Origin of the sequence: Nocardia sp. NPDC005998 (genome assembly GCF_040614395.1) — a bacterium.
In the GTDB taxonomy this organism is placed as follows: domain Bacteria; phylum Actinomycetota; class Actinomycetes; order Mycobacteriales; family Mycobacteriaceae; genus Nocardia.
On record NZ_JBEXUI010000006.1, the window covers coordinates 64,459 to 90,079 of the forward strand.

Below are 25,621 nucleotides of genomic sequence, written 5' to 3' on the forward strand. Positions count from 1 at the left end.
GCAGATTCGAGGCGGCAATTCGCACATTTGGCACACACTTGCTTCACACCCCCGACTGCCCGAAGTCGAATGGCCTCGTAGCCAAGGTGTTTCAGCCCAACTGCGTGATCTGGTAGCGCCCCCTCCGCGCTTGTGTGGTCACGACGAGCGCACGGTCGGTGAGATTTGCCAGGGCTTGGCGCGTCTTCCATTTCGTAAGGCTCGCTGAGATCATGATCTGCTGTTCTGTAAGCATCCCTCCGCAGCTCAGCGCCCGTAAGACACGCGCATGAGCGACGTTGAGGATTCCGTGTTGCTCGGCCATGTGGTTATGTTGCTCCCCGCACACGGCGTCAGTGGGTCCGAAGTGGACAGTCCGATCAAAGTTGCCGGTTCGCCCAGAATTCGGACCGGCCGACACACGGGATAAGTCCGAACCGGACTGCGACCTGGGCCGTTTCGGACCAAGCGGGGAAATGGGGAGCCATGGTGCGGGAGGATCAACCGGACTCGACGCTGCCACGTCGCCAACTCGGCCGCGCGCTGCGAGAGGCCCGCGAGGGTGCCGGGTTCACGCTCGAGCAGGCTGCGCGCGAGATGGAGATGGGGAAGACCTCGGTAATACGTGTCGAAAAGGGGCACAACGACAAGGTCAAAATGCGCGACGTCGAAGGGTTCGGCCGCGTCTACGGCCTCAGTGAGGAACGGATCGAGGAGCTGAAAGCTCTTGCGCAAGAGACCGCGACGAAGTCGTGGTGGCAGGGAATACGCCATCTGATGCGATCTGGGTACAGCACCTATCTCGGGCTGGAATCCGGCGCATCACGGCTGACCTTCTATCAGCCAATGATCGTTCCCGGACTGTTTCAGTTGATCGACTATGCCAGGGCCATCGAACAACCGTTTCTACCGGGTGACACACCGGAAGATCTCGAACGCCGAGTCGAAGTCCGCTTACGACGATCCTCGATTCTGACTCGGCAACACAAACCAATAGCGGCTGAGTTCATCCTGCATGAGTGCGTTCTGCATACAGTCGTCGGATCGCGTGCAGTCATGGCCACGCAACTGAGGCATATCGCCGATATGAGCACCCGACCGAATATCACCGTTCGGATATTGCCGTTCGCGGCCGGGTTTCCTGGCAACATGGCTCCGGTTCTGCCGTATATCATTCTCGATTTCCCCACAGACAGCCGAAGTTTCGGGACGGAACCTCCAGTCGTCTTCACCGAACACACACTTGGAACGATGTTCCTCGAGGACAAAGCCGACGTGCAGCGTTGCCGCGAGATTCACGACGACCTCCGACGTGCCACACTGGACGAGCAAGCATCGAGGGACCTGCTCAGGCAGGTAGCAAGGAGATATGACCGGTGACCATCGACGTGACCGGCGCGCACTGGTTCAAGTCATCGCGCAGTAGTACCGGCAGCGAGTGCGTGGAAGTCGCCTGGCTCGAAGCCGGTCATGTCGGTATCCGCGACTCGAAGAACCCCACCGGCCCCGCACTGGTCTTCACACCAGCCGAGTGGGACGCCTTCACAGCTGGCGTACACGACGGCGAGTTCAACCAGCGCGCATAGCTCTCCGCCCCTGCCACACAAGGAGATACGGTCCATGACTATCAACCTGACCGACGCGCAGTGGTTCAAGTCCTCGCGCAGCGGTTCGGCCGGTGAATGCGTTCAAGTCGCCTGGCTCGAAGCCGATCATGTCGGTGTCCGCGACTCGAAGAACCCCACCGACCCCGCACTGATCTTCACACCAGGTGAGTGGGCCACCTTCACCACCAACGTGCACGCTGGCAACTTCCACCGTCCCGCATAGCATCTCAAAAGCGATCGGGCCCGCCGAGGGTAGTCAAACGGTACGTCGCCGCCCCCACCCACAACCACCATTCGACTACCCTCGACACGCTCGAGAACGCAACCACAGCCAGTCGACCGCGCTGGAAGCCGTCTGCCTGCCCACCTGGCTGCGGAAGGTAAGCCGGGTACGGCACACGACGCGCCCAGCACTGCACCCGTAAAACCACGGACGCCAAACCATTCCGGGTCCAGCAACCCCGGAAAGTCGGTGCAGGACAACAGGACCTACCGCAGCCTACCCAACCCGAACGCACCCCTCGCCCCGGCCACCCACCCCTCCAGAGCCACCACAACAACCCATCAAGTGCGCACTGATCTTCACCCCTGACCAGTGGGACGCTTTCACCGCTGGCATGCAGGCTGGCGAGTTCAACCAGCCCGCATAGCCATCATCACGCACCGAACTCAGCGCCGCACACAAAGCCTCGACCCAACACGCGGCAACTGACGCCGATCTCCAGCGCTGGTTCCGGCCACGTGCCAACCTGGACAACCGATCACCTGCATCCTCGCAGGAAAAACGCCGAGAGCGCCCCTCCACCAATACATTCCCGAGTGCTCGCCTATCCGGGACAGGGGTGCGTTCGGGTTGGTTGGCCTGCGGTAGGTCCTGTTGTCCTGCACCGACTTCCCGGGTTGCCGGCCCGGAATGGTTTGGCGTTCCGTGGTTTTACCGGTGCAGTGCTGGGCGCGTCGTGTGCCGTACCCGCCTTACCTCCCGCAGCCAGGTGGACAGGCCCACAGCTTCCAGCCCAGTCAACTGGCTGTGGTTGCGTCCTCCAGAAACAAGCACCCCCACCACCCCACATCCGAACTGGACAAATGATCATGTGGCACCTATGGCGGCATCGCCCGAGAAGCCGCCGCCACCAGTGCCACCTGATCTTGATCGCTGGACGGGTTGTCGGTGGGGGTGGGGATAGTGGGGGGATGGGGGTATTGGATGAGGCGTTTGTGGGGTCTTGGGCGGTGGCGGCGGGGTTGGTTACGCGGTGGGAGCTGCGGCACAACTTTGTGCGGGTGTTTCCGGATGTCTATATGCGCAAAGGGGGGTCGCTCGATGCGGGAGGCATGGCCCGCGCGGCGGCGCATTGGGCGAAAGGTGATGGTGTTCTGATCGGGTGCTCGGCGGCCGCGATGCATAACACCCGCTGGCTCGATGCCGATCAACCCGCGGAGATCGCCAGGGGCGGACATTGCCGCCCGCCCTGCGGAATTCGTGCTATCCGCTCAGTTATCGAGCCGAGCGAATGCTGTGAGGTCGACGGGTTCAACGTCACAACTCCGGCGCGCACAGCATTCGACCTCGGCCGGTGCCTGCCGCGCGAGCGGGCAACACCGATTCTGGACGCACTGTGTGCAGCCACCGGACTCGAACCGGGTGAGGTTGCGACCTTGGCATCGAAACATCCGGGCGCACGTTTCCTCAACCGCTTACGCACAACGCTCGCCGTCGTCGATCCAGGCGCCGAATCCCCACCCGAGACCCAAACACGCTTACTCCTGATAGACAACGGCTTACCCCGCCCCACAACACAATTGGTGATCCGCGATCACTACGGCGAATTCATCGCGCGCGTCGACCTCGGTTGGCGCAAGTGGCAGGTGGCCGTCGAATACGACGGCGCCCAACACTGGACCAACCCCACCCAACGCACCAAGGACATCGACCGCATAGCCCGCATCGAAGCCCAGGGCTGGCGAGTAATCCGCCTCAACGCCACCCTCCTCCACCACCGCCCCCACGTAATCCTCGACCGCATCCGCACCGCCCTCACCACCCAGGGTGCTCGACTGGACGGATGATCACGTGGAAATCATGGTGGCAAAACGCGAGAGGCTACCGCCACCAGTTCCACCTGATCTTGATCGCCTACCTGGGGCGCCATACCTGGGTCAGCACCTTGCCGATTTCGGCGAGACCGGGGGCGGTGGTCATGCGCCAGTGGGTGGTTGGGACCGCGTGGTTGTCCAGCGCGCCGTGGACCACCTCGGCCCAGATCGACGCACCGATCGAACCGGTCGCGTCGTCGAGCGCCGCGGTGAAGTAGATGACGTCGCCGTGGAAGCGTGCCGGACGATAGTCATTGCGCAGGACCACCGAATGTATTGCGGTATCCAGTACCCGGGTGAACCGGTCGGAGCCGAAGGAGGCGAACGGCTCGGGCAGTTCGACCAGTCGTTCGGCCAGTGCGTCCCAGTCCACATCGGTGTCGAAGCCGAGGTCACCGGCCTGTTCACCGAGCAATCCGCCGATCAGCTCGGCCACCGGCACCGGCGAGCCCGCGCCCTGGGCGCGTTCGTCGGGCGGATCGGCCATATAACTGTCCATTACCGCGAGCGTGGCCACCTGCTGTCCCGCGCGCTGCAGCTGGACCGCGATCTCGTGCGCGAAGACACCGCCCATCGACCAGCCGAGCAGGTGATACGGCCCCTGCGGCTGGACCGAGCGGATCGCATCCACATAGATGCGCGCCCACTCCTCGATCGTGTCCGGTAGCACCGCCGCGATCGCCAGCGTCGGCGCCTGCACGCCGTAGATCGGACGATCTACATCGAGGGAGGCGGCCAGACCCGCGAACGACCACGCGATACCGGATACCGGATGGATGCAGAACAGCGGTTCGGCCGAACCACTGGCCCGCAGCGGCAGCACCACATCGAAGGCCGCCTCGCCTTCGACCTGACCGCTGGCCCGGCGCGCCATTTCCGCGACGAATTCGCCCGGCGTCGGCGCGGTAAACACTCGCATCACCGGAATCTTCTCGCCGAGCACCGAACTCAGCCGCGCGGTGAGCTTGGTGGCGATCAGCGAATTGCCGCCGCGTTCGAAGAAGTTGTCGTCCATACCGAATCGATCGAGCTCGAGCACCTGCGCAAAGGCGGTGGCGATTGCTTCCTCGATCGGCGTGGCGGGCGCGCGGTACTGGCGTGCCTCGAATGCCGGATCGGGCAGCGCGCGCCGATCCAGCTTGCCATTCGGTGTCAGCGGCATGACATCGAGCACCACGATCGCGGCGGGGACCATATAGCCGGTGAGGAATTCGGCCACCTGTGTGCGCAGTTCATCCGGATCGATGCGGGCGCCGGAGGCGGGCACCACATAGCCGACGAGCTGATCGCCGAGGCGTTCGGTCGAGCGGACCAGGACGACGGACTGGCTGACCGATGGCTGGGCGAGTAGCGCGGATTCGATCTCGCCGAGCTCGATTCGGAAGCCACGCAACTGGACCTGCTGATCACCGCGTCCGGCGTAGGCCAGTCCGGTCACCTCGTCGAAGTTGCCCCAGCGCCCGAGGTCACCGGTGCGGTACATGCGAGATCCCGGCGAGCCGAACGGATTCGCGACGAACCGCACGGCGGCCAGCCCCGGCCTGCCGAGATATCCCCTGGACAGCTGGGCCCCGGCCACATAGATCTCGCCCGGTGTACCGACCGGCACCGGATGCAACCGCTCATCGAGGACATAGCCGTCCAGACCGGGCAGTGCGCGCCCGATCAGGCTGGCCGGGTTGTCCGCAATCTGCTTGTCCAGCGCCAGGAACGATACGTGCACCGTGGTTTCGGTGATGCCGTACATATTGACCAGCCGCGGCGCATCCGCGGGGTGGCGGTCGTACCAGCGCCGCAGCTGGCGCAGATCCAGTGCCTCACCGCCGAATACGACGTGGCGCAGCGCGAACTCGCCTTCGGCCTCCGGTGCGGCCCGGTCGGCCTCGATGAGCTGGTAGAACGCCGACGGCGTCTGGTTCAGCACGGTCACCCGCTCGCGGATCAGCAACTCGCGGAACAGCTCCGGTGCGCGCGAGGTCGGGTAGTCGACCACCACGACGGTGCCGCCGGTGGCCAGTGCGCACCACAGTTCCCATACCGAGAAGTCGAAGGCGAAGGAGTGGAACAGCGTCCACACATCGGTCTCGTCGAAACCGAACAGCGGCTGGGTATTGGCACACAGCTCGATCACATTGCGGTGCGTGACGCCGACGCCCTTCGGCACACCGGTGGAGCCCGAGGTGTAGATGACGTAGGCCAGATTGTCCGGGAGCAGCGGTGCGCTGCGGTCGGCATCGCTGATCGGCCCATCGGCGAATTCCGCTGTGTCCTCGAGCAAGATCACCGGCTGGTCGCCGACCGGCACATCGGCGCGTTGCGCCGCGGTGGTGAGCACGCAGACCGGAGCCGCGTCCGACAGCACGAAGGCCAGTCGCTGCGCCGGATAGGTGGTATCGATCGGCAGATAGGCCGCACCGGCGGTGAGCACGCCGAGCAGGGCGACCGGCAGCTCCTCGGTGCGCGAAACCGCGACGGCCACCAGCGACTCCGGTCCGGCGCCGGCGCCGATCAGCGCCCTGGCCACCCGATTCGCCCGCCGCCGCAACTGCGCGAAAGTCGTTGCGGTGTCGCCGGAGCGGACGGCCACCGCATCCGGTCGCCGCCGGGCCTGATCGGCGATCAGCTCGGGCAGGGTCGCGGCAGGTACCCACGCACCGCGCGCATTCCATTCGCGCAACACGCTGTCGCGTTCATCCGGTCCGAGCAGATCGATATCGCCGACGGTCACCGTGGCATCGGCGACCACCGCGGCGAGGATCCGGCCGAATCGATCGGCGAAGCCCTGTGCGGTGGCGGCGTCGAACAGATCTGTCGCATAGGTGAATTCGGCCAGCATGCCGCGCGTATCACCGCGCGGGCCGACCCGCTCGGTGAGCGAAAGGCGCAGATCCACCGCGATCGGATCGGCGTCATCCTGGAAGCCCATCGCGACCTGGAACAGCGGATGTCGGCCGGGCACCCGGATCGGGTCGAGCGCCTCGACGAGTTGGTCGAGCGGCACATCGACATAGGCGAATGCGGCGGCGTCGACCGAACCGATTGCGGCGAGCAACGCGTCGAAGGAAGCACCGGCGTCATATTCGGTACGCAACACGACCATATTATCGAAACCATCAGTGGCACTGGAAGTTTCGGTGCGCACAGTGGTCCCGATCGCGATATCGGCCATGCCGGACAGCCGAGCCAACAACACCGTGAACGCCGCGTGCGCCACCACGAACATCGAGGTATCGCGCGTCTCGGCAAGTCGGCGCAGCCCGTCGTGCAGGTGCACGCCGATCTCGAACCCGACCCGCGCACCGGCATCGGACGGCACCGCCGCGCGCGGTCGATCCATCGGCAATGTCAGCTCATCCGGCAGACCCGCCAGTGCGGTGCGCCAGTACCGAACCTGGGTGAGCACGTCGGTGGCGACGCCGTCGCGCACCGCGACAACCGAAAGCTGTGGCGCGGTGACGAATTCGCCGAGCATGCCACGCAACCGCTGGGTGAGCGCCCGCGCCGCCGATTCGGCGACGGTATCGCCGCGGTAGAGCACCTCCACCCGCAGCCCGGCACCCAGTTCGGCCCGCACCGTGACCGGATAGTGCGTGTAGTCGACCGAACGCACCCCGGTGACCAGCAGGCCGTCGATCGCACTGCCCGCCTGCCGCAGGCCATCGGCATCGACCGGATACGACTCGTAGGCCACCAGCGAATCGAACAGTTCGCTGCCGCCCGCGACACCCTGGACCTCGGCCAACCCGAGATAGTGATGTTCGAGCAGTGCGGCCTGCTCCGCCTGCAGCTCGGTGAGCAGCCGCGAAACCGTTGTCGCCGAATCGAATCGGACCCGCACCGGGATGGTGTTGACGAAGAGGCCGACCATTTCGTCGACCCCGTCGAGCTGCGGTGGCCGACCGGATACCGTGACGCCGAAGACGACATCGGCACGGTCGGTGACACCGGCGACGACCACGCCCCATGCGGCCTGGAGCACAGTATTGACGGTGACCTCGGCCGCGGCGGCGAAGGCGGTCAGCGCCGCCGTCTCGGTCGCCGACAGCTCGAATGCCGACCTGCCGAAACCAGTGTCCGGCACTGCCGGTCGCACCAGCGCGGGGGCAAGTAGCGTCGGCTCGACGCCCGCCATCGCGGTATCCCATGCGCGCAGCGTGTGCTCGCGGTCCTGGCGCGCCAACCACGCCAGATAGTCGCGATAGGGCCGCGCGGCGGGCAGCTGCGCGGCCTCGCCCCTGGTCGCGTAGAGAACCAGCAGATCCTTCATCAGCAGCGGCATCGACCAGCCGTCCAGCAGAATGTGGTGCGCGGTCAGCACCAGCTGGGTGGCCCCGGATATGGTGCGGTACACCGTGAATCGCAGCAGTGGCGCGATGGCCGGATCGAATCCGGTGCGCTGGTCGGCGGCCAGCAGATCCGGCAGATCGGCATCCGGCACCTCGGTGACCATGCGCCACGGCACCCGCACGCCATTGGCGATCAGCTGCACCGGCCTACCGTCCGCGCCGATGGTGAAGGCGCTGCGCAGGTTCGGATGCCGGTCCAGTGCCGCCTGGGCGGCACGGTGCAGGCGATCGAGGTCGAGTTCGCCCGCGAGCCCGACCGCTACCTGGATGACATAGGGGTCCGCCGAATCCGCCAGCATTTCCATCAGGAACAGCAGGCCGGTTTGCAGCGGCGACAGAGGTAGCACATCGGCCAGGCCCGGATGGTCCGCGCGCCAGGCATCGAGTTCGTGCTGGGTGGCATGGACGAGCGGCACATCCGATGGCGTCAGGCCACCGGCGGACGGGTCCGCGACGTGCCGGGCGACCGCGGTCAGGGCGGTCAGCCAGTCGTCGGCGAGTTCGCGCACCGCCGCCTCGCCGAGGATTTCGCTCGCGTACTGGAACACCACGTCCATCCGTGGTCCAGCATCGGTATCGACGACGATCGCATTGATATCGACCACGGCATTCGCTGGCAGCGCGGGATCCTGGCCGCCGTCCAGCTCACCCAGCTCGCCGGACGGGAGCCAGCCCGGATCGGTCAGCCCCTCCGGCGCACCGCCAGCGGCCACTCGGCCCAGATAGTTGAAGCCGATCTGTCCGAGATCACCGGACAGCGCCTCGGCGGTCGCCGAATTGAGCTGGCGCAGTAGACCGAAGCCGATGCCCCGCTCCGGCACCGCGAGCAGTTGTTCCTTCACCGACCGCAGCACCGCCGCGGTCTCCTCGGCAATTCCGGTGAGCTCGAGCGCGACCGGGTACACGCTGGTGAACCAGCCGATCGTGCGTGTCAGATCGGCGCCGGGCACCGTGGTTTCCTCGCGGCCGTGACCCTCCAACCGCACCTTGGTGACCTGGGCGTCGATACCGCGTCGGGCTCGCCAGGTCCGCACCGCCATGGCCAGCGCCGCGAGCAGACCGTCATTGACGCCGCCCCGGTACCGCGCGGGCACCGTGGTGAGTACCGCATCGGCCACCTCGACCGGCACCTCGACGGTCACCTGCCGCACCGTCGCGTTGGTATCGACGGCGGGATCGAGTGCGCGGTGGCCGAGCAGGGGATCCGGTGTGGCCAGCACGTCGTGCCAGTAGTCGAGTTCGGCAATCCGTGATGGCGCGCCCGCTGCCTCGACCAGACCGTGTGCCCAGCGCCGGAACGAGGTACCGACCTCGGGCAATGCGACCGTCATCCCCGCGGTGCACTGCGCCCAGGCGGTCATGAGATCCGGGATCAGAATCCGCCACGACACCCCGTCGATCACATAGTGGTGCGCCGCGACGACGAGCAGATCGCGCCCGTCCGGCCTACGGAGCCAGGTGCATCCGAGCATTCGGCCAGCGGCCGGATCCAGTGCCGCCAGCGCGGCGGCCACGGCGGCATTGCCGATTCGGTGCGGTGCCGCGTCGGCGGGCAGGTGCATCTCCGATATCGATGCCGATGCGTCGAGGGTTCCCGGTGCCGGCACCTCCTGGCGCCACCGGCCGTCGCTGTGCCATATGCGGGCACGCAACATGTCGTGGTGATCGAGCACGGCGGTGAGGGTGGCGACCAGTCCGGCGCGATCGATACCCGCCGGCAGCGCGAGCACCATGGTCTGGGCGAATCGGCGGAACGAACCGGCTGCCAGGAATCCGGCGAGCACCGGAGTGAGTGGAATTTCGCCGACGCCGCCACCGGGCAGCTCGGCCAGCACCGTCGCCGCTGATTCCGTGCCGAGGACCGCGATCCGGGCCAGCCCCGCAACGGTTTTCTGCTCGAACACATCGCGCGGGGTGAAGCCGATTCCGGCCGACTTGGCCCGTGCCACCAGCTGGATCGAGACGATGCTGTCGCCGCCGATGGCGAAGAAGGAATCCTCGGCACCGACCTGCGGTACGCCCAGGACCTGGGCGAACAGCTCGGCGATCCGCGATTCCAGCGGACCCGACGGCAGCCGCGACACCGTGGCCGTCAACTGCGGCTCGGGCAGTGCGTCGCGGTCGAGTTTGCCGTTGGCGGTCAACGGGATCTCGTCGAGGACGACCACGGCGGACGGCACCATATGCGATGGCAGCACGCGCGCCGCGAACTCCGTGAGCCCCTGTGGATCGACAGTGCGGCCGGTCGCCTCGAGCACATAGGACACCAGCGCCGTGCCACCCGCCGCCGTCGCGCGGCCGATGGTGACCGCGAATTCGACGTCCTCGTGGCCGCCGAGCACCGCATCGATCTCACCGAGTTCGACACGGAAGCCGCGGACCTTCACCTGGAAGTCGCTGCGGCCCACATAGTCCAGCTCGAACGCGGTGGCACCGGCTGGTGTGTACCAGCGGACCAGGTCACCGGTGCGATACATCCGCGCGCCCGGCGCGCCCCACGGATCGGCCACGAAGCGCGCTGCGGAAAGTCCGGGCCGATTCCGGTAACCGCGCGCCAGCGCACCGCCCGCCAGATACAGCTCACCCGTCACGCCGGGCGGGACCGGATTCAGCCGCGCGTCGAGTACCAGCGCGGACATGCCGTTGACCGGCTTGCCGATCGTAATGTGCTGTCCTGCGGTCAATTCCGCGTACGAGGAGATGATGGTGGTTTCGGTCGGGCCGTAGCCGTTGTAATACCGGCGACCCGGCTGCCACTTGGCCAACAGCTCCGGCGTGGTGACATCGCCACCGACGGACAGCATTTCGAGCTGATCCAACCCGGCCGGATCCACCGTGCCCAGCACCGCCGGAGTGATGATCGCGTGCGTCACCTGCTCGGTGCGCAGCAGGTCGCCGAGTTCGGCGCCGCCGATCACCTTCGGCGGCACGATGACCAGGGTCGCGCCGCTCGAGAAGGCACACAGCCATTCGAGCACCGATGGGTCGAAGCTCGGCGAGCAGATGTGTAGGAAGCGATGGTGCGACTCGAGCCCGTACAGCCCTACCGCGTGATCGAGCAGACCACCGAGACCAGCGTGGGTGACGGTGACGCCCTTGGGCATACCCGTCGAACCCGAGGTGTAGATGACGTACGCCGGATGGTGCAGTTTCAGCGGCGTGATCCGGTCGGTGTCGGTCACCGGTGCGGCGGATCTGCTGGCGCACAACGCATCCGTCTCGGCGTCATCGAGCGCGAGCCAGTGCACGTCATCGGGTAGGCCGGGGAGGTAATCGGCGGTGGTGAGCCCGACGACCGCGGCCGAGTCGGTCAGCAGGTACCGCACCCGATCCACCGGATAATTCGGATCGACCGGCACATGCGCACCACCGGCCTTCGACACCGCCAAGACGGCCGCAACCATCTCGTACGAGCGCGGCAAGGCGAGCGCCACCAGGCTTTCCGGACCGACACCACGCTCGATCAGCACCCTGGCCAACCGCGATGAGTACTCGTCCAGCTCGCGGTAACTGATCGAACGCCCTTGATAGCGAACCGCGGTCCGACGGGCTCCATGGTGCAATCCGCGCACCAGCAGATCCGGCAACAACCCACCGGCCATCACATCGTCCGGCTGCACCCGGGTCAGCGATTCGACCTCGGATTCGGCGAGAATCGGCAGCTCACCCACCGGCACTTCCGCACTCGCGACGATCCCCGCCAACAGTCGCACGAACCGGTCCGCGAAGGCACGTACCGTCGCGTCGTCGAAAAGGTCACGCGCGTAGGAGAACGCGGCCACCATGCCAGCGCTCGACTCGCGAATCACCAGCGACAGATCGAATTTCTCGATCGCGATATCGAAATCGACCGGGGCGACCTGCAATCCGGGCAGCTCGAAGGAACTCTCCGGCAGATTCTCGAACGACAGCGCCACCTGGAACAGCGGATGCCGCGACGTCGAGCGCTCCGGCTCGAGCAGATCCACCAAACGCTCGAAGGGGATATCCGCATGCGCGAACGCCTGTAGGTCGACGTCTTTGACGTGCGCGAGCAGTTCGGCGAAGGTACTCGCACCCGGCACCTCGGTGCGCAGCACCAGCGTATTCACGAACATGCCGATGACATCGTCGAGTTCGGCCGCACCGCGTCCGGCGACCGGCGTACCGATGGCGATATCGTCGGTGCCCGATAGTCGCGCGAGCAGTACCGCGAGAGCGGCGTGAACCACCATGAACAACGTGGCATTGTGCTCGCGAGCGATATCGACCAGCGCTCGGTGCAGCTGCGGATCGATGGCGATATCGCAGTGCCCACCGACGAACGAGCGGACCGCTGGCCGGATCCGATCCGCGGGCAGGTTCAGCTCGTCCGGTAGCTCCGCGAGCGCCTGCCGCCAGTACGACACCTGCTGTCCGGCAAGGGAATCCGGATCCGATTCGGAACCGAGTACGGCGCGCTGCCAGATCGCGAAGTCGGCGTACTGCACCGGCAATGGCGTCCACGCCGGAGCCGATCCGCCGCCGCGCGCGACATAGGCGAGCATCAGATCACGGGTCAGCGGACCCATCGACCAGCCATCGGCGCTGATGTGATGCGCCACGACTACCAGCACATGATCGCCGTCGCAGCGCAGCAGTGCGATACGCACCGGCGCCTCGGCGGTCACATCGAAGCCGGTACCGACCAGCTCGGTGATCCGCTCGCGCAGCTCACCCGCGGTGACATCTTCCGGGGCCAGGTCGGCAACCGCCTGTCCCACGGGCAGGATCACCTGATGGGCAATGCCATCGCGGGCCGGGTACACGGTGCGCAGCACCTCGTGCCTGGTCACCACATCGGTGACGGCCAGCCGCAGTGCGTCGATATCCAGCGCACCGGACAGCCGCACCGCCACCGGCACGTTGTACACCGGTGATGCGGTATCGAACTGGTTCAGGAACCACATCCGCTGCTGTGCCAGTGACAATGGCACCGGCTGCGGTCGCGGACCCGCAATCAATGGCGCCCGCCCACCGGAGCCGACCCGCTGCTCGACCCGGACCGCAAGTGCGGCGACAGTGGTCGCCTCGAACAACATCCGCACCGGCACCTGCGTATCCAGTGCCGTACCGACACGCGCCGCCACCTGCGTGGCGACCAGCGAATTGCCGCCGAGTGCGAAGAAGTCGTCGTCGATCCCGACGCGATCCACCCCGAGCACATCGGCGAACACCGCGGCGATGATCTCCTCGATCGGCGTCGACGGCGCGCGAAAGACTCGCGTCTCGAACTCCGGTGCGGGCAATGCCTTTCGATCCAGCTTGCCGTTGGCGGTGCGCGGAAGTTCGGCCAGGACCACGTAGGCGGCAGGCACCATATAGGACGGCAGCGCACCGCTCAGCGCCGACTTCACCCGCGCCACATCGATATCGGTCGCCGCGGGAACCAGATACGCGACCAGCCGGTCACCCGTGCGCGGATCGGCATCGGCGATGACCGCCGCCTGCGCGATCTGCGGTATCGCGGTCAACACCGCCTCGATCTCGCCGAGTTCGATCCGGAACCCGCGGATCTTCACCTGGAAGTCGGTGCGGCCCCGATACTCCAACTCCCCTGCGGCATTCCACGCCACCAGGTCACCCGTGCGGTACATGCGCGCGCCCGGCTGGAACGGGTTCGCCACGAACCGCTCCGCCGTCAGATCTACCCGCCCGAAGTAGCCGCGCGCCAATTGCGCACCGGCCAGGTACAACTCCCCGCAGACGCCAACCGGCACCGGACGCAAACGCGAATCCAGCACGTGGACACGGCTGTTCCACTCCGGCGCACCGATCGACACCGACACCGTGTCCGCATCCGTCACCCGATGGCTGGTGATCGATACCGCCGCCTCGGTCGGACCATACAGATTGAACAGTTCCTTCTGCGGATAGGTCGCCCGGAACCGCTGCGCCAGACCGGCGGGCAGCGCCTCACCGATCACCAGCACACGCCGCAGCGTGAACGGCAGCCGACCGGCCGTCAACAGCGCATCCAGCATCGATGGCACGGCATGCAGGGTGGTCACCGATTCCCGTGCCATCAGGTCGTTCAGATAGGCGGGGTCGCGGTGTCCATCCGGCGCGGCGAGCACCAATCGGCCGCCGAAGACGGCCGCCGACCAGAACTCCCATACCGAAAGATCGAAGGTGGCAGCCGTCTTCAACAGCACCGCATCACCCGGACCGAGCGCGAATTCGCCGGTCTTCCACAGCAATTGGTTGACGATCGCGGCATGCGACACCGCAACGCCCTTCGGGCGACCCGTCGAGCCCGATGTGAAGATCACGTACGCGGTATTGACAGCGCGCAGCGGCGCGATCCGATCACGGTCCTCGATCGGCGTCGCGGCCAACCGGGCGAGGTCGAGCCGGTCCAGCCGGACCACCGGTGCGATTGCGGTATCGAAGGACGTTTCGGCATTGGTCAGTACGCAGACCGGTGCCGCGGAGCCCAGTATGTAGTCGGTGCGCGCCGCGGCCTGATCCGGATCCACCGGCACATACGCGGCACCGGATTTGGCCACCGCATACATCGCGACGACCAGATCCACCGACCGCCGCAAGGCCAGCGCCACCCGCGACTCGGGTCCGATACCACGCGAAATCAGATGCCGCGCAAGACGATTCGCCCGCGCATCCAACTCACCATAGCTGACCGGCTCGCCATCGGCACCCATCAGCGCCACCGCGCCCGGTGTCGCGGCGACGGTCGCATCGAACAGCGAGACCAGCGTCGCCGTCGGGTCCACCGCATGGTCGGTCGCATTCCGGCCGGATACCAGTTCGGTCCGTTCCGCGGCGTCGAGCATTGCCAATTCGCCGACGACCACACTCGGCGTGGCGCTGATCTCGCCGAGCATCCGCACGAAACGCGCCACGAAACGCGCCACCGTCGCCTCGTCGAACAGATCGCGCGCGTAGGTGACCGCACCCCGGATGCCAGCGGGTCGACCGGCCTCGTCGTACTGATCGCCGACGATCCAGTGCAGATCGAACTGCGATACCGCCGCATCGAAATCCACGCCCGAGACGGTCAGTCCCGGTAGCTCCAGCTTCGTCGCGGCCAGATTCTGGAACGACAATCCCACCTGGAACAGCGGATGCCGCGCCGTGGAGCGCACCGGATTGAGCACCTCGACGAGCCGTTCGAACGGCACATCGGCATTCGCGAATGCCGCGAGATCGGTCTCGCGCTGCCGCGCGAGCAATTCGGTGAACGGCGCGGACTCATCCACCCGGGTCCGGAACACCAGAGTATTGACGAACATGCCGATCAGCTCGTCCAATGCCGCAGCACCGCGACCGGCCACCGGCGTGCCGACGGCGATGTCATCGGTACCCGACAACCGGGCCAGCAGTACCGCCAATGCCGCGTGCACGACCATGAACAGCGTCGCACCCTCGGCGCGCGCCAATTCGGCCAGCGCCCGATGGGTTTCGGCATCGATATGCACCGCGACCTTGCCACCGGCGAAGGACTGCATCGCGGGCCGTGGCCGATCCATCGGCAGCTCGAGCTGATCCGGCAGCCCCGCGAGCGCGTCGCGCCAATAGGCGATCTGCCCGGCCGCCAGCGACTCCGGATCGTTTTCACTACCCAGCAGCTCGCGCTGCCAGATGCTGTAGTCCGCGTACTGCACCGGCAGCGGCGCCCAGCCCGGCTCCGAACCCGCCGATCGAGCGGCGTAGGCGGTCATCAGATCCCGGGTCAACGGCCCTATCGAGCTGCCGTCACCGGCAATGTGGTGCACCACCAGCGCAAGTACGAATTCGGCTGGCGCATCTGCCTTCTCGACCTCGAAGAGCCCGGCCCGCAGTGGCACTTCGACGGTGACCTCGAAGGTGGTCGAGAGCAGTTCGCGCACCGCGGGTTCGAGTTGTTCGGCCGGCACCGTTCGAACCATCAGCTCGGGTACCGCCGCCGGCAGGATCAGCTGCACCGGACCGGCTTCGGTCTGCGGATACACCGTCCGCAGCACCTCGTGACGTGCGACGAGATCCGCGACCGCCGCCCGCAGCGCCGCCACATCGAGCGCACCGGTGAGCCGCACGGCGATCGGAATGTTATAGGCCGCCGAAGTCGGATCGAACCGGTTCAGGAACCACATCCGCTGCTGGGCCAGCGACAGCGGAATGGCATCCGGTTGCGGACCGGCGCGCAAGGCCCGGCGGGCGCCGGTCCCCTCGTACTGCGCCACCGCGGCGGCGAGCCCGGCGACGGTCGGTTCCTCGAAGAGCAGGCGCACCGGCGCCATGGCATCCAGCGCCTCCCCGACGCGCGCCATCAACTGCGTGCCGATCAGCGAGTTGCCACCGAGTGCGAAGAAGTCGTCATCCGCGCCGACCGGCACATCCAGTGCCAGGACCTCGGCGAAGAGCTCGGCGACCACCGGCTCCACCGCGCCCGAGGGCGCGCGGAAGGCCTTGGTAGCCAATCGAGGTGCGGGCAGCGCCCGCCGATCCAACTTGCCGACCGGGGTCAGCGGAATCTCGTCGAGTTCCATAATGGCGCTGGGCACCATATGGGCAGGCAACTTCCGCGCGGCCAGCGCGGTCAATTCGGCGGTATCGACCGATTTACCGTCGGCTGTGCGTACATATGACACCAGAATCGTTGCGCCGCTGTCCTGTTCATGTCCGACGGTGACCACGAACCCGACGCTGTCGTGCGCGGCCAGCACCGCATCGATCTCGCCGAGTTCGATCCGGAACCCACGGATCTTCACCTGGAAGTCGTTGCGCCCCAGGTATTCCAGCTCCCGATCCGCCGTCCAGCGCACCAGATCGCCGGTTCGGTAGAGCCGGCCGCCGGGCGCGCCGAACGGATCGGCCACGAACCGGGCGGCGGTCGGTCCCGGCTGGCCGTGATAGCCGCGGGCCACCTGCGCACCGGAAATGTACAGTTCGCCGACGACCCGGCCCGGTACCGGCGCAAGCTCCTCATCCAGCACATATTCGGTGATCCCACGAATCGGCGCACCGATGGTCACCGGCTGCCCGGGTGCCATCGGCGCACTGATATTGGTCATCATGGTGGTCTCGGTGGGCCCGTACCCATTGAAGAATTCCCGAATCACGCCATTCGCGATCGGCACTGCCCAGCGCTGCACCAACTCCGGCGGACAGGTCTCACCACCCGCGACCACCACACGCAACTCGTCCAACCCCTCGGGCGGCAGCGAGGCGAGTGCGGCGGGAGTGATGAAGGCGTGGGTCACCCGCTCCCGACGCAGCAGCACGGCCAATTCCGCACCGCCGTAGACCGTCGGCGCGGCAACCACCATCGTCGCGCCCCGGCTCAGCGCGAGTAGCAATTCCAGCACCGACGCATCGAACGAGGGTGAGGCGAAATGCAGTGTGCGCGAATCGGATGTCAGCCGATAGCGCTCGCGCTGCTCATCGCAGAAGTTCGAAAGACCGGCCTGGGTGACGACCACACCCTTGGGCGTGCCGGTCGATCCCGAGGTGTAGATGACATAGGCCGGATGTTCGGCACGCAATTGCCGGATCCGGTCCGCGTAGTTGACCGGCTCCGCCGAAAACCCCGCCACCCGCTGCTCGAACTCCGCAGTATCGATGGTGAGCCACTGTGGCCCATCCGGTAGCCGCGCGCCGACCGAGGCCACGGTGAGGCCGAGTGCCGCACCGGAGTCCGACAGCATGCGGGCGACGCGATCGGCCGGATAGTTCGGGTCGACCGGCACGAATCCGGCACCGGCCTTGGCGATCGCCCACACCGCGACAACCGACTCCACCGACCGTGGCATGCCGACCGCGACCAGATCCTCCGGCCCCACACCGGACTCGATCAGCAAGCGCGCCAGGCGCGTCGACCGGTCATCCAGTTCGGCATAGCTCAGCCGCGCCAATGTCGTTGTCGCATCGGCGAGGACGATCGCGGCTCCCGCCGGATTGGCCTCGACGGCGGTGGTCAGCAACTGCGGCAGGGTCTTGATCCGCGGGCGTCGGGTCCGGTTGGGCCGCTCGCGATCCGGCCGCGTCATGCGCCGAACCCCGGTCGCGCACGGCGCGCGCACGCCACCAACACACATTCGAACAGGCCGACCATCAGGGAGCTACTTCCTCGGGTTTGTCGTTACATCACCACCCCCGCGCCAGATCACCACCCCCAACGCATTGTCGAACCCTCAGCGCCACCCCACCGAAAGCAACTCGTCGAGCAAGACCACCTCGGACGACCCCGGCAGCGCGACCCCGGCGGATGATCCGCGTTCGAGCACTACCGCCCGTAGATCCGCGAGCCGGGTCGTATCAATGGCATCCAGCGCGGCCCGATCGGCGATCAGATGCGTCACCCATTCCTCGGCGAGTGAGGCGCCGAGATCGGTCTCCGCACCCGGCACCACGATCAGACCGGCCCCGGTCGCGCCCACTCCGACCACCTCGAGCAACGCCGCCGCCGAATCGGAACGACCGTGCTGGAAGGTGCGTGATTCGAAGGTCAGCCCGGTGCGAATGCGCAGCCGATCCGCCGCGGTCGCCACCTCGTCATAGCTCATCCGCACCCCGGTCGCGGCGACCATGAGGGCCGGATGGGATCCGCTCAGTACCCCGGTCCGGTTCGCATGGTTGACCGGTCGCGCCGATTGCGCGGCGATTTCGGCGACAGTCGCGGGATCGTCGAGCCGCAGCCAGTCGATGCCGCTGCCGACCGGATCGGCGCCGGTGGTCAACCCGATCCGTACCTCGGGTCCGGCGGGCACCGCTTCCCCGGCCGAGGCGAGCAGCACCAGCGCCGCCCCCGCCTTGAGTACCGCCCAGGCCGCCACCGCCCAGTCGGCACCGCGATCCAACCGGATCGCGATACCGGTGCCCGGCCCGCAACCGCGCTCGATCAGCACCCTGGCCAACCGCGAGGATCGGGCGTCGAGGTCCCGGTACGGCATTTCCTGCTCGCCCCGCACCAGGGCGGGTGCATCCGGATCGTCCTCGACCGCGGCGGTCAGCAGGTGGGTCAGCTCGGTTCCGCCGGTGGCCGCAGCGGACTGCGTGGCCCCCGCGGTGAGCACCTCATCGCGCTCGTCGGCGTCGAGAATATCGATGCCACCGATGCGCGCCCGCGGATCGGCGACCACCGCGGCCAGAATGCGCTCCAGCATGCGCCCGAGCCCGCGCACCGTCGATTCCTCGAAAAGGTCGGTGGCATAGGTGAATACGATGACCAGCTCACCGGTGCTGCCGTCGGCGAGCTGACGTGGTTCGACGACCACCTGCAGATCGAATTTCGCGACGATATTGCCCGCCTCCAAGGCCGCGACGGTCAGCTCCGGCAGCTCCGGATTCGGCTGCTCCAGATTCTGGAACGCCAGCATCACTTGGAACAGCGGATGCTGCGATGCCGCGCCACGGCCGGGTGCCACCGCCTCGACGACCCGCTCGAACGGCAGGTCCGCGTGCGCGAACGCGGCCAGATCCGTTGCCCGCGTGTGCTCGACGAGTTCGTCGAAGGCCATGCCGCGGTCGACCGCGGTGCGCAGTGTCAGCGTGTTGACGAACATGCCGACCAGATCGTCCAGCGCCCGCTGACCGCGACCGGAGATCGGCGAGCCGATCGCGATATCCGAGCCGCCCGACAGCCGGGCGAGCAGCACCGCCAGTGCGGCGTGCACCACCATGAACAGCGAGGATCGATGCTCGCGCGCGATACGGACGAGACCTTCGTTTACCTCGGCGGGTACGGTCCAGCCGACGGACGCACCGCGACCCGACGGTGCTGCCGGGCGTTGGTGGTCCAGCGGCAGCACCGGTGCCGTCGACAGCCCGGAAAGCTGCTCGCGCCAGTACGCCAATTGCCGTGCGGCCACCGAGTTCTCATCGTCCTCAATACCGATGACCGCGCGCTGCCAGAGCGCGTAATCCGCGTACCGTACCGCGAGCGGCGACCAACCGGGCGCAGTGCCGCCGACGCGGGCGAGATAGGCGGTCGTCAGATCCCGAGCCAACGGCGCGAGGGAGGCAGCGTCGGCCGAAATGTGGTGCACGACAACGACGAGCACATGCTCATCCGCCGCGGCATCGACCAGCAGCCGTGCCCGCACGGGTGCCTGTTCGGTGACGTCGAATCCGGCCGAGGCCAGCTCGACCACCCGGCCGAGGATATCGGCGGCGATCTCGACCTCGAGTCCATTCGGCAGCACCTCGGCGACCGGCAGTATCTCCTGATACGCCTGCCCACCGGCGCCCGCCGTCGGGAACCGGGTGCGCAGCGCATCGTGGCGCACCAGCACATCCTCGACCGCCCGGCGCAGCGCCTCCACATCGAGCGTGCCGGTCAGCCGGATCGCGAAGGGCAGGTTGTACGCCGGGGACTCCGGGTCGATCCGGTTGAGCACCCATATCCGTTGCTGAGCAAGGGAAAGCGGTACCCGCGCGGGTCGTTCGGCCCGGGTCAACGGCACTCGGGCCGCCGCCGCGCAGCCGGTACCGGGGACGACCCGGTCCGCCAGTCCGGCGACGGTCGAGGTCTCGAACAGATCGCGCACCGCGACATTCGTCTCGAGCGCATCGTTGATCCGCGCGACGACCCGGGTGGCCAGCAGTGAATTGCCGCCGAGCGCGAAATAGTCGTCGTCCAAACCAACCCGTTCCATGCCGAGCACCTCGGCGAAGACGGCCGCGACGATCTCCTGCGTCGAAGTGATCGGGGCACGGAACTCGCGCGCGGTGAAGGTCGGCGCGGGCAGCGCCTTGCGATCGAGTTTGCCGCTGGTATTCAACGGAAAGTTGTCCAGCACCACGATGGCGGCCGGAACCATATATGCCGGAAGCACTTCGGCGACCGCAGTCAGCAATTCTGCTGGCTCGACCTGTTGGCCGGGCAGCGGCACCACATATCCGACCAGCTGGTCACCCGTCGGCGTGACCACCGCGACGGACTGGCACACCGAGGGCTGGGCAAGTAATGCCGTTTCGATTTCGCCGAGTTCGATGCGCTGGCCGCGGAACTTCACCTGGAAGTCGGTGCGGCCCAGATACTCCAACCGGTGCGGATGCTCGCGCCAGACGACGAGGTCACCGGTGCGGTACATCCGCGCACCCGGGGTGAACGGGTCGGCGACGAAGCGGTCGGCCGTCAGATCGGGCCGGGTCACATAGCCGCGCGCCAGCTGGACTCCGGCCAGATACAGCTCACCGACGACACCCGCTGGCACCGGCCGCAATCGCGAATCCAACACATAGACCCGAGAGTTCCACTGCGGCAGGCCGATCGGCACACTGGTTTGGTCCAGCGCCTGCGCCCGCCACGCGGTCACCGATACCGCCGCCTCGGTCGGCCCGTACAGGTTGTGCACCGACGCATCCGATACCGCGCGCACCGCGGTCACCGTCTCCGGCGGCAGCGCCTCGCCGATCACGAAGATATCGCGCAACGTCGGGCAGGATCCCGGTGTCAGGTGCGCGGCGAAGACCGTCAGCATCGACGGTACGAAGTCGGTGACGGTAACCTGTTGCGCGGCAATCGTTTCCGCGAGATAGGCGGGGTCGCGGTGGCCGTCGGGCGTGGCGACCACCAGCTCGGCACCGGCCCGCAGCGGCATGAAGTATCCCCACAGGGATACGTCGAATGTCGTGGCGGTCTTCTGCAGATACACATCATCGGGACCGAGCGGGTAGTGCGCGAGCATCCACTTGATCTGGTTATTGATGGCCGCGTGGCTGACCGCAACGCCTTTCGGCCGTCCGGTGGACCCCGAAGTGAAGATCACGTAGGCGGGATTGTCCAACGATACCGGCCGCAGCAGTTCATCGGCCGCCACCGGCCTTCCCGAGAATGCCCCCAGCTCAACGGCATCCAGATGCACAACCGGAATACCGTCCGAGACCGCGACCACATCCGAGGTCGTCAGCACGCAGACCGGTGCCGCGGTGTCGAGAATGTGCGCGATCCGCTCCCCGGGGTGATCCGGATCCAGCGGCACGTACGCACCGCCGGCGGTGACAATCGCATACATGCCGACCACCAGGTCGAGCGAACGCCGAACCGCCAGTCCCACCAGGGATTCCGCGCCGACACCGCGCTGGATCAGCAACCGCGCGAGCCGGTTGACGCGCTCGTCGAATTCACGATAGGTGAGCTCGGTCCCCGCATACGCCACCGCGATCGCATCCGGATACGCCAGCGCGGCACGTCGATACCCATCGAGCAGCAATTCCGGCGCAACCGGGTGCGCGGTATCGTTCCAGTCCCGCAGGATCCGCTGCCGCTCCGCGGGCTCGAGCAGCTCGATCTCCCCGACCGCCCGATGCGGATCCTCGGCCACCATGGCCAGCACGCTGTTCAACCGCTGGGCAAAGCCCGCCACCGTTGCCTCGTCGAAGAGATCGGTGGCATAGGTGAACGACGCCGCCAAACCATTCGCCGCGCCACTGTCATCGCGCGGCACCACGGTCAGTTCGAGGTCGAATTTCGCCTGCACGACACCGAGATCGATGCCCGATACGGCCAGTCCCGGCAGTTCCAGCTCCGGCTGCGCCATGTTCTGGAAGGTCAGCATCACCTGGAACAGCGGATGCCGCGCCATCGACCGCACCGGATCGAGCAGTTCGACCAGTCGCTCGAATGGCACATCGGCATGTCCCAACGCCGCCATATCGGTGCGACGAACGGCGCGCACCAGTTCGTCGAACGAAAGTTCAGGATCGACGTCGGCGCGCAGCACCAGCGTATTGACGAACATCCCGATCAAATCGTCGAGTGCGGTCTCCCCACGACCGGCAACGGGAGTTCCGATGGCAATATCGGTGGTTCCGGCCAGTCGCGACAGCAGTACCGCGAACGCGGCGTGCACCACCATGAACAGCGTCGAATTATGGCTTCGCGCCAGCCGCTCCAACGCGGTATGCACCTGGGCATCGATCTCGAAGGCGAAGACCGCACCGCGGCTGGACAGCACCGCGGGCCGCGGCCGATCGGTGGGCAGCGCCAATTGCTCGGGCAGTCCGGCCAATTCGGCGCGCCAGAAGGCGATCTGCCGCGCGAGCAGCGATTGCGCATCGTCTTCGGTGCCCAGCATTGCCCGCTGCCAGATCGCGTAATCGGCGTACTGCACCTCGAGTGGCTGCCACTGCGGCCGCGCACCGCCCGCCCGAATCGAATAGGCGGACATGAGGTCACGCACCAGCGGTCCCATGGAGCTTCCGTCGGCCGCGATATGGTGCACCACGCACACCAGCACCTGGTCGGATTCGCTGAGCCGCACCAGTCGCAGGCGGATCGGCGGCGCGACACAGACATCGAATCCGGCGACGGCCGCGGCGGTGACCAGCTCGGGCAGATCCGCCGCGGTCGCGGCAATGAGCTCGAGTTCCGGTACCGCGCGGGCGTCCTCGATCGGCAAGACGAGTTGACTGCCCGCGCCATCGATCTCCGGATACACCGTCCGCAGCACCTCGTGCCGCAGCACCAGATCGCGGGCCGCGGCCCGCAAAGCGTCGATATCCAGCGCACCGGACAACCGCACCGCGAGCGGGATGTTGTTGACACCGCTGGCCGGATCGAATCGGTTCAGGAACCACATCCGCTGCTGCGCATAGGACAGCGGAACCCGAGCTGCGCGCGGCTGCGCCCGCAGCGCGTGCTCGGTCGAGGCACCGATATGTGCCGTCAGCCGCTGCGCGAGTTGGGCGACACCTGGTGCCTCGAAGACCAACTGCACCGGCACTCGCGTCCCCAGTGCGGCCCCGATTCGCCCGGCGGCCTGCGCGGCCAGCAGCGAGTTGCCGCCGAGTGCGAAGAAGTCGTCATCGACACCGACCCGCGCAGCAGTATCCGATTCGCAGTGCCCCGCGTGGATGCGCGTATCCCCTCCGGTGTCCGGCGTCGACGGCCCCCGACTGCCAATCGCCCCTGTGCCCGTTGCTCGCGCTGCGGAACCATCGGCGAGCAACAGCGCCGCGAACACATCGGCGATGACCTGCTCCACCCGCGTCGACGGTGCGCGGAACTCGCGCGCGGCGAAGACCGGATCCGGCAGCGCGGCCCGATCCAGCTTGCCCACCGGCGTCAATGGAATCTCGTCGAGCAGCACAATGGCCGCGGGCACCATGTACGCGGGCAGCGACCGCTCGAGCGCGGTCACCAGGTCGGCGGTATCCACGACCGTCCCGGCGCGCGGCAGCACATAGGACACCAGCGCGGTCACGCCGGACGGCAGGCTCCGGCCGAGGGTGGCCGCGAAGTCGACATCCGGATGCGCGGTCAGCGCATCATCGATCTCGCCGAGCTCGATGCGCAGACCACGAATCTTCACCTGGAAATCGGAGCGGCCCAGGCACTCCAGCACCCCGCCGTCGCCGCGCCGCACCAGATCTCCGGTGCGATACAAACGTGCACCCGGACAATCGGCTTCCGCACCGAACGGACTGGCCACGAACCTTTCCGCGGTCAGTCCGGGCCGTCCGAGATACCCCTGCGCGAGCGCGGGCCCGGCCAGATAGAGCTCGCCGACAACACCCGCTGGCACCGGACGCAGGCGCGAATCCAGTACAAAAGCCCCGACACCCGCGACGGTGCCGCCCAGGGTGACCGGCGCACCGGGCACCATCTGCCCGGTGGTGACCATGACCGTCACCTCGGTCGGGCCATACGCATTGAAAACGGCCCGGCCATCGCGAGCCCAACGGTCGACCAGTTCGGTGCCCAGTTTGTCGCCACCGGTGACCACCACCCGCAGCTCGTCCAACCCGGCCGGATCGACCGATTCCAGCGCACCCGGGGTGATCAGCAGATGCGTCACCCGCTCCCGGCGCAGCAGATCCGCCAGTTCGACACCGCCGAACACGGTCGGCGGCGCGATCACCAGCGTCGCACCCGCCGAGAAGGTGAACAGCAGTTCCATCAGCGAGAAGTCGAAGCTCGGCGAGCTGAGATGGGTGACCCGCGAGGCACCGGTCAGCGCGTACTGCTGCCCGACCGCGGCCAGCCCGGCCAGTCCGGCGTGCGTGACCACGACGCCCTTGGGCCGACCGGTGGAACCCGAGGTGTAGATGACATAGGCCGGATGCCGTTCATCCAGGCGACGAACCCGATCGGCATAGGAGATCGGCCGTTCGGGCCGGTCGGCGATCCGCGCGGCGACCACCGGATCGTCCAGTTCGATCCAGTGGACCGCATCGCCGAGCGCCGCCCGGTGCGCCGATATGGTCAGCCCGAGCACGGCGCCGGAATCCGACACCATATGCGCGATCCGCTCGGCGGGATAGGCCGGATCGACCGGGACATAGGCCGCGCCGGTCTTCGCGATCGCCCACACCGCGAGGACCGATTCGACCGAGCGGGCCAGCGCGGTAGCCACAATGTCGCCGGGGCCGATGCCGCGCGCGATCAGCTCCCTGGCCAGCCGTGCGGACGCCTCGTCGAATTCGCGATAGGTCAGCTCGCGCTGTTCGGCCGTATCACCGGTGGGGTCGAAGCGGATGGCCAGCGCATCGGGGGCGGCGTCGACAGCGGCCGTGAGCAGCTGCCCGAGCAGTGGGGCGCTGGCGCGGAGTCGACGGCTGGTCCGAACAGATCGACGAGCTCTATCCATTCGAAACCATTCGCCTTTCACATCAAACATCGCAGCGACG

At 67.0% G+C, this 25,621-nt stretch carries 7 protein-coding genes; 4 read left to right on the forward strand and 3 right to left on the reverse strand.

What is annotated here, in order from left to right:
- Positions 1–91: 91 nt before the first annotated feature.
- Entirely contained in the window at positions 92–304 is a 213-nt protein-coding gene (locus ABZ293_RS11785; protein ID WP_355179697.1) for a hypothetical protein, read from the reverse strand.
- A 161-nt stretch (positions 305–465) separates the two neighbouring features.
- Between ABZ293_RS11785 and ABZ293_RS11790 the strand changes: the two genes are divergently transcribed.
- The 4 genes from ABZ293_RS11790 to ABZ293_RS11805 all read left to right on the forward strand — a co-directional run bounded on the left by ABZ293_RS11790 (position 466) and on the right by ABZ293_RS11805 (position 3,656).
- Positions 466–1,359: a helix-turn-helix transcriptional regulator gene (locus ABZ293_RS11790; protein WP_355179699.1), complete on the forward strand. Its 894-nt coding sequence runs from the start codon at positions 466–468 to the stop codon at positions 1,357–1,359.
- Complete coding sequence (locus ABZ293_RS11795) at positions 1,356–1,565, forward strand: DUF397 domain-containing protein (protein WP_355179701.1); 210 nt, start codon at positions 1,356–1,358, stop codon at positions 1,563–1,565. The genes ABZ293_RS11790 and ABZ293_RS11795 overlap by 4 nt, the downstream gene beginning before the upstream one ends.
- 34 nt (positions 1,566–1,599) lie before the next feature.
- Positions 1,600–1,809: a DUF397 domain-containing protein gene (locus ABZ293_RS11800; protein ID WP_355179703.1), complete on the forward strand. Its 210-nt coding sequence runs from the start codon at positions 1,600–1,602 to the stop codon at positions 1,807–1,809.
- A gap of 971 nt (positions 1,810–2,780) precedes the next feature.
- Positions 2,781–3,656 carry a DUF559 domain-containing protein gene (locus ABZ293_RS11805; protein ID WP_355179704.1) on the forward strand — a complete coding sequence of 292 codons (876 nt, stop codon included), beginning with the start codon at positions 2,781–2,783 and terminating at the stop codon, positions 3,654–3,656.
- Between the two features lie 67 nt (positions 3,657–3,723).
- On the opposite strand, the gene ABZ293_RS11810 is transcribed toward ABZ293_RS11805, so the two are convergent.
- Together ABZ293_RS11810 and ABZ293_RS11815 are read right to left on the reverse strand one after the other, a co-directional pair.
- Positions 3,724–18,036 (reverse strand): amino acid adenylation domain-containing protein, encoded by a 14,313-nt coding sequence (locus tag ABZ293_RS11810; RefSeq protein ID WP_355179706.1) that lies wholly within the window; start codon positions 18,034–18,036, stop codon positions 3,724–3,726.
- A 144-nt stretch (positions 18,037–18,180) separates the two neighbouring features.
- A complete protein-coding gene (locus tag ABZ293_RS11815; RefSeq protein ID WP_355179708.1) occupies positions 18,181–25,581 on the reverse strand; it encodes an amino acid adenylation domain-containing protein in 7,401 nt (2,466 codons plus the stop codon).
- Positions 25,582–25,621 lie beyond the last annotated feature (40 nt).

What these genes read in the sequence shown, in the direction of transcription:
- ABZ293_RS11785 (WP_355179697.1), bottom strand. Translation starts at nt 304, where the DNA reads ATGGCCGAGCAACACGGAATCCTCAACGTCGCTCATGCGCGTGTCTTA.
- ABZ293_RS11810 (WP_355179706.1), bottom strand. Translation starts at nt 18,036, where the DNA reads ATGACGCGGCCGGATCGCGAGCGGCCCAACCGGACCCGACGCCCGCGG.
- ABZ293_RS11790 (WP_355179699.1), top strand. Translation starts at nt 466, where the DNA reads ATGGTGCGGGAGGATCAACCGGACTCGACGCTGCCACGTCGCCAACTC.
- ABZ293_RS11800 (WP_355179703.1), top strand. Translation starts at nt 1,600, where the DNA reads ATGACTATCAACCTGACCGACGCGCAGTGGTTCAAGTCCTCGCGCAGC.
- ABZ293_RS11815 (WP_355179708.1), bottom strand. Translation starts at nt 25,581, where the DNA reads ATGGATAGAGCTCGTCGATCTGTTCGGACCAGCCGTCGACTCCGCGCC.
- ABZ293_RS11805 (WP_355179704.1), top strand. Translation starts at nt 2,781, where the DNA reads ATGGGGGTATTGGATGAGGCGTTTGTGGGGTCTTGGGCGGTGGCGGCG.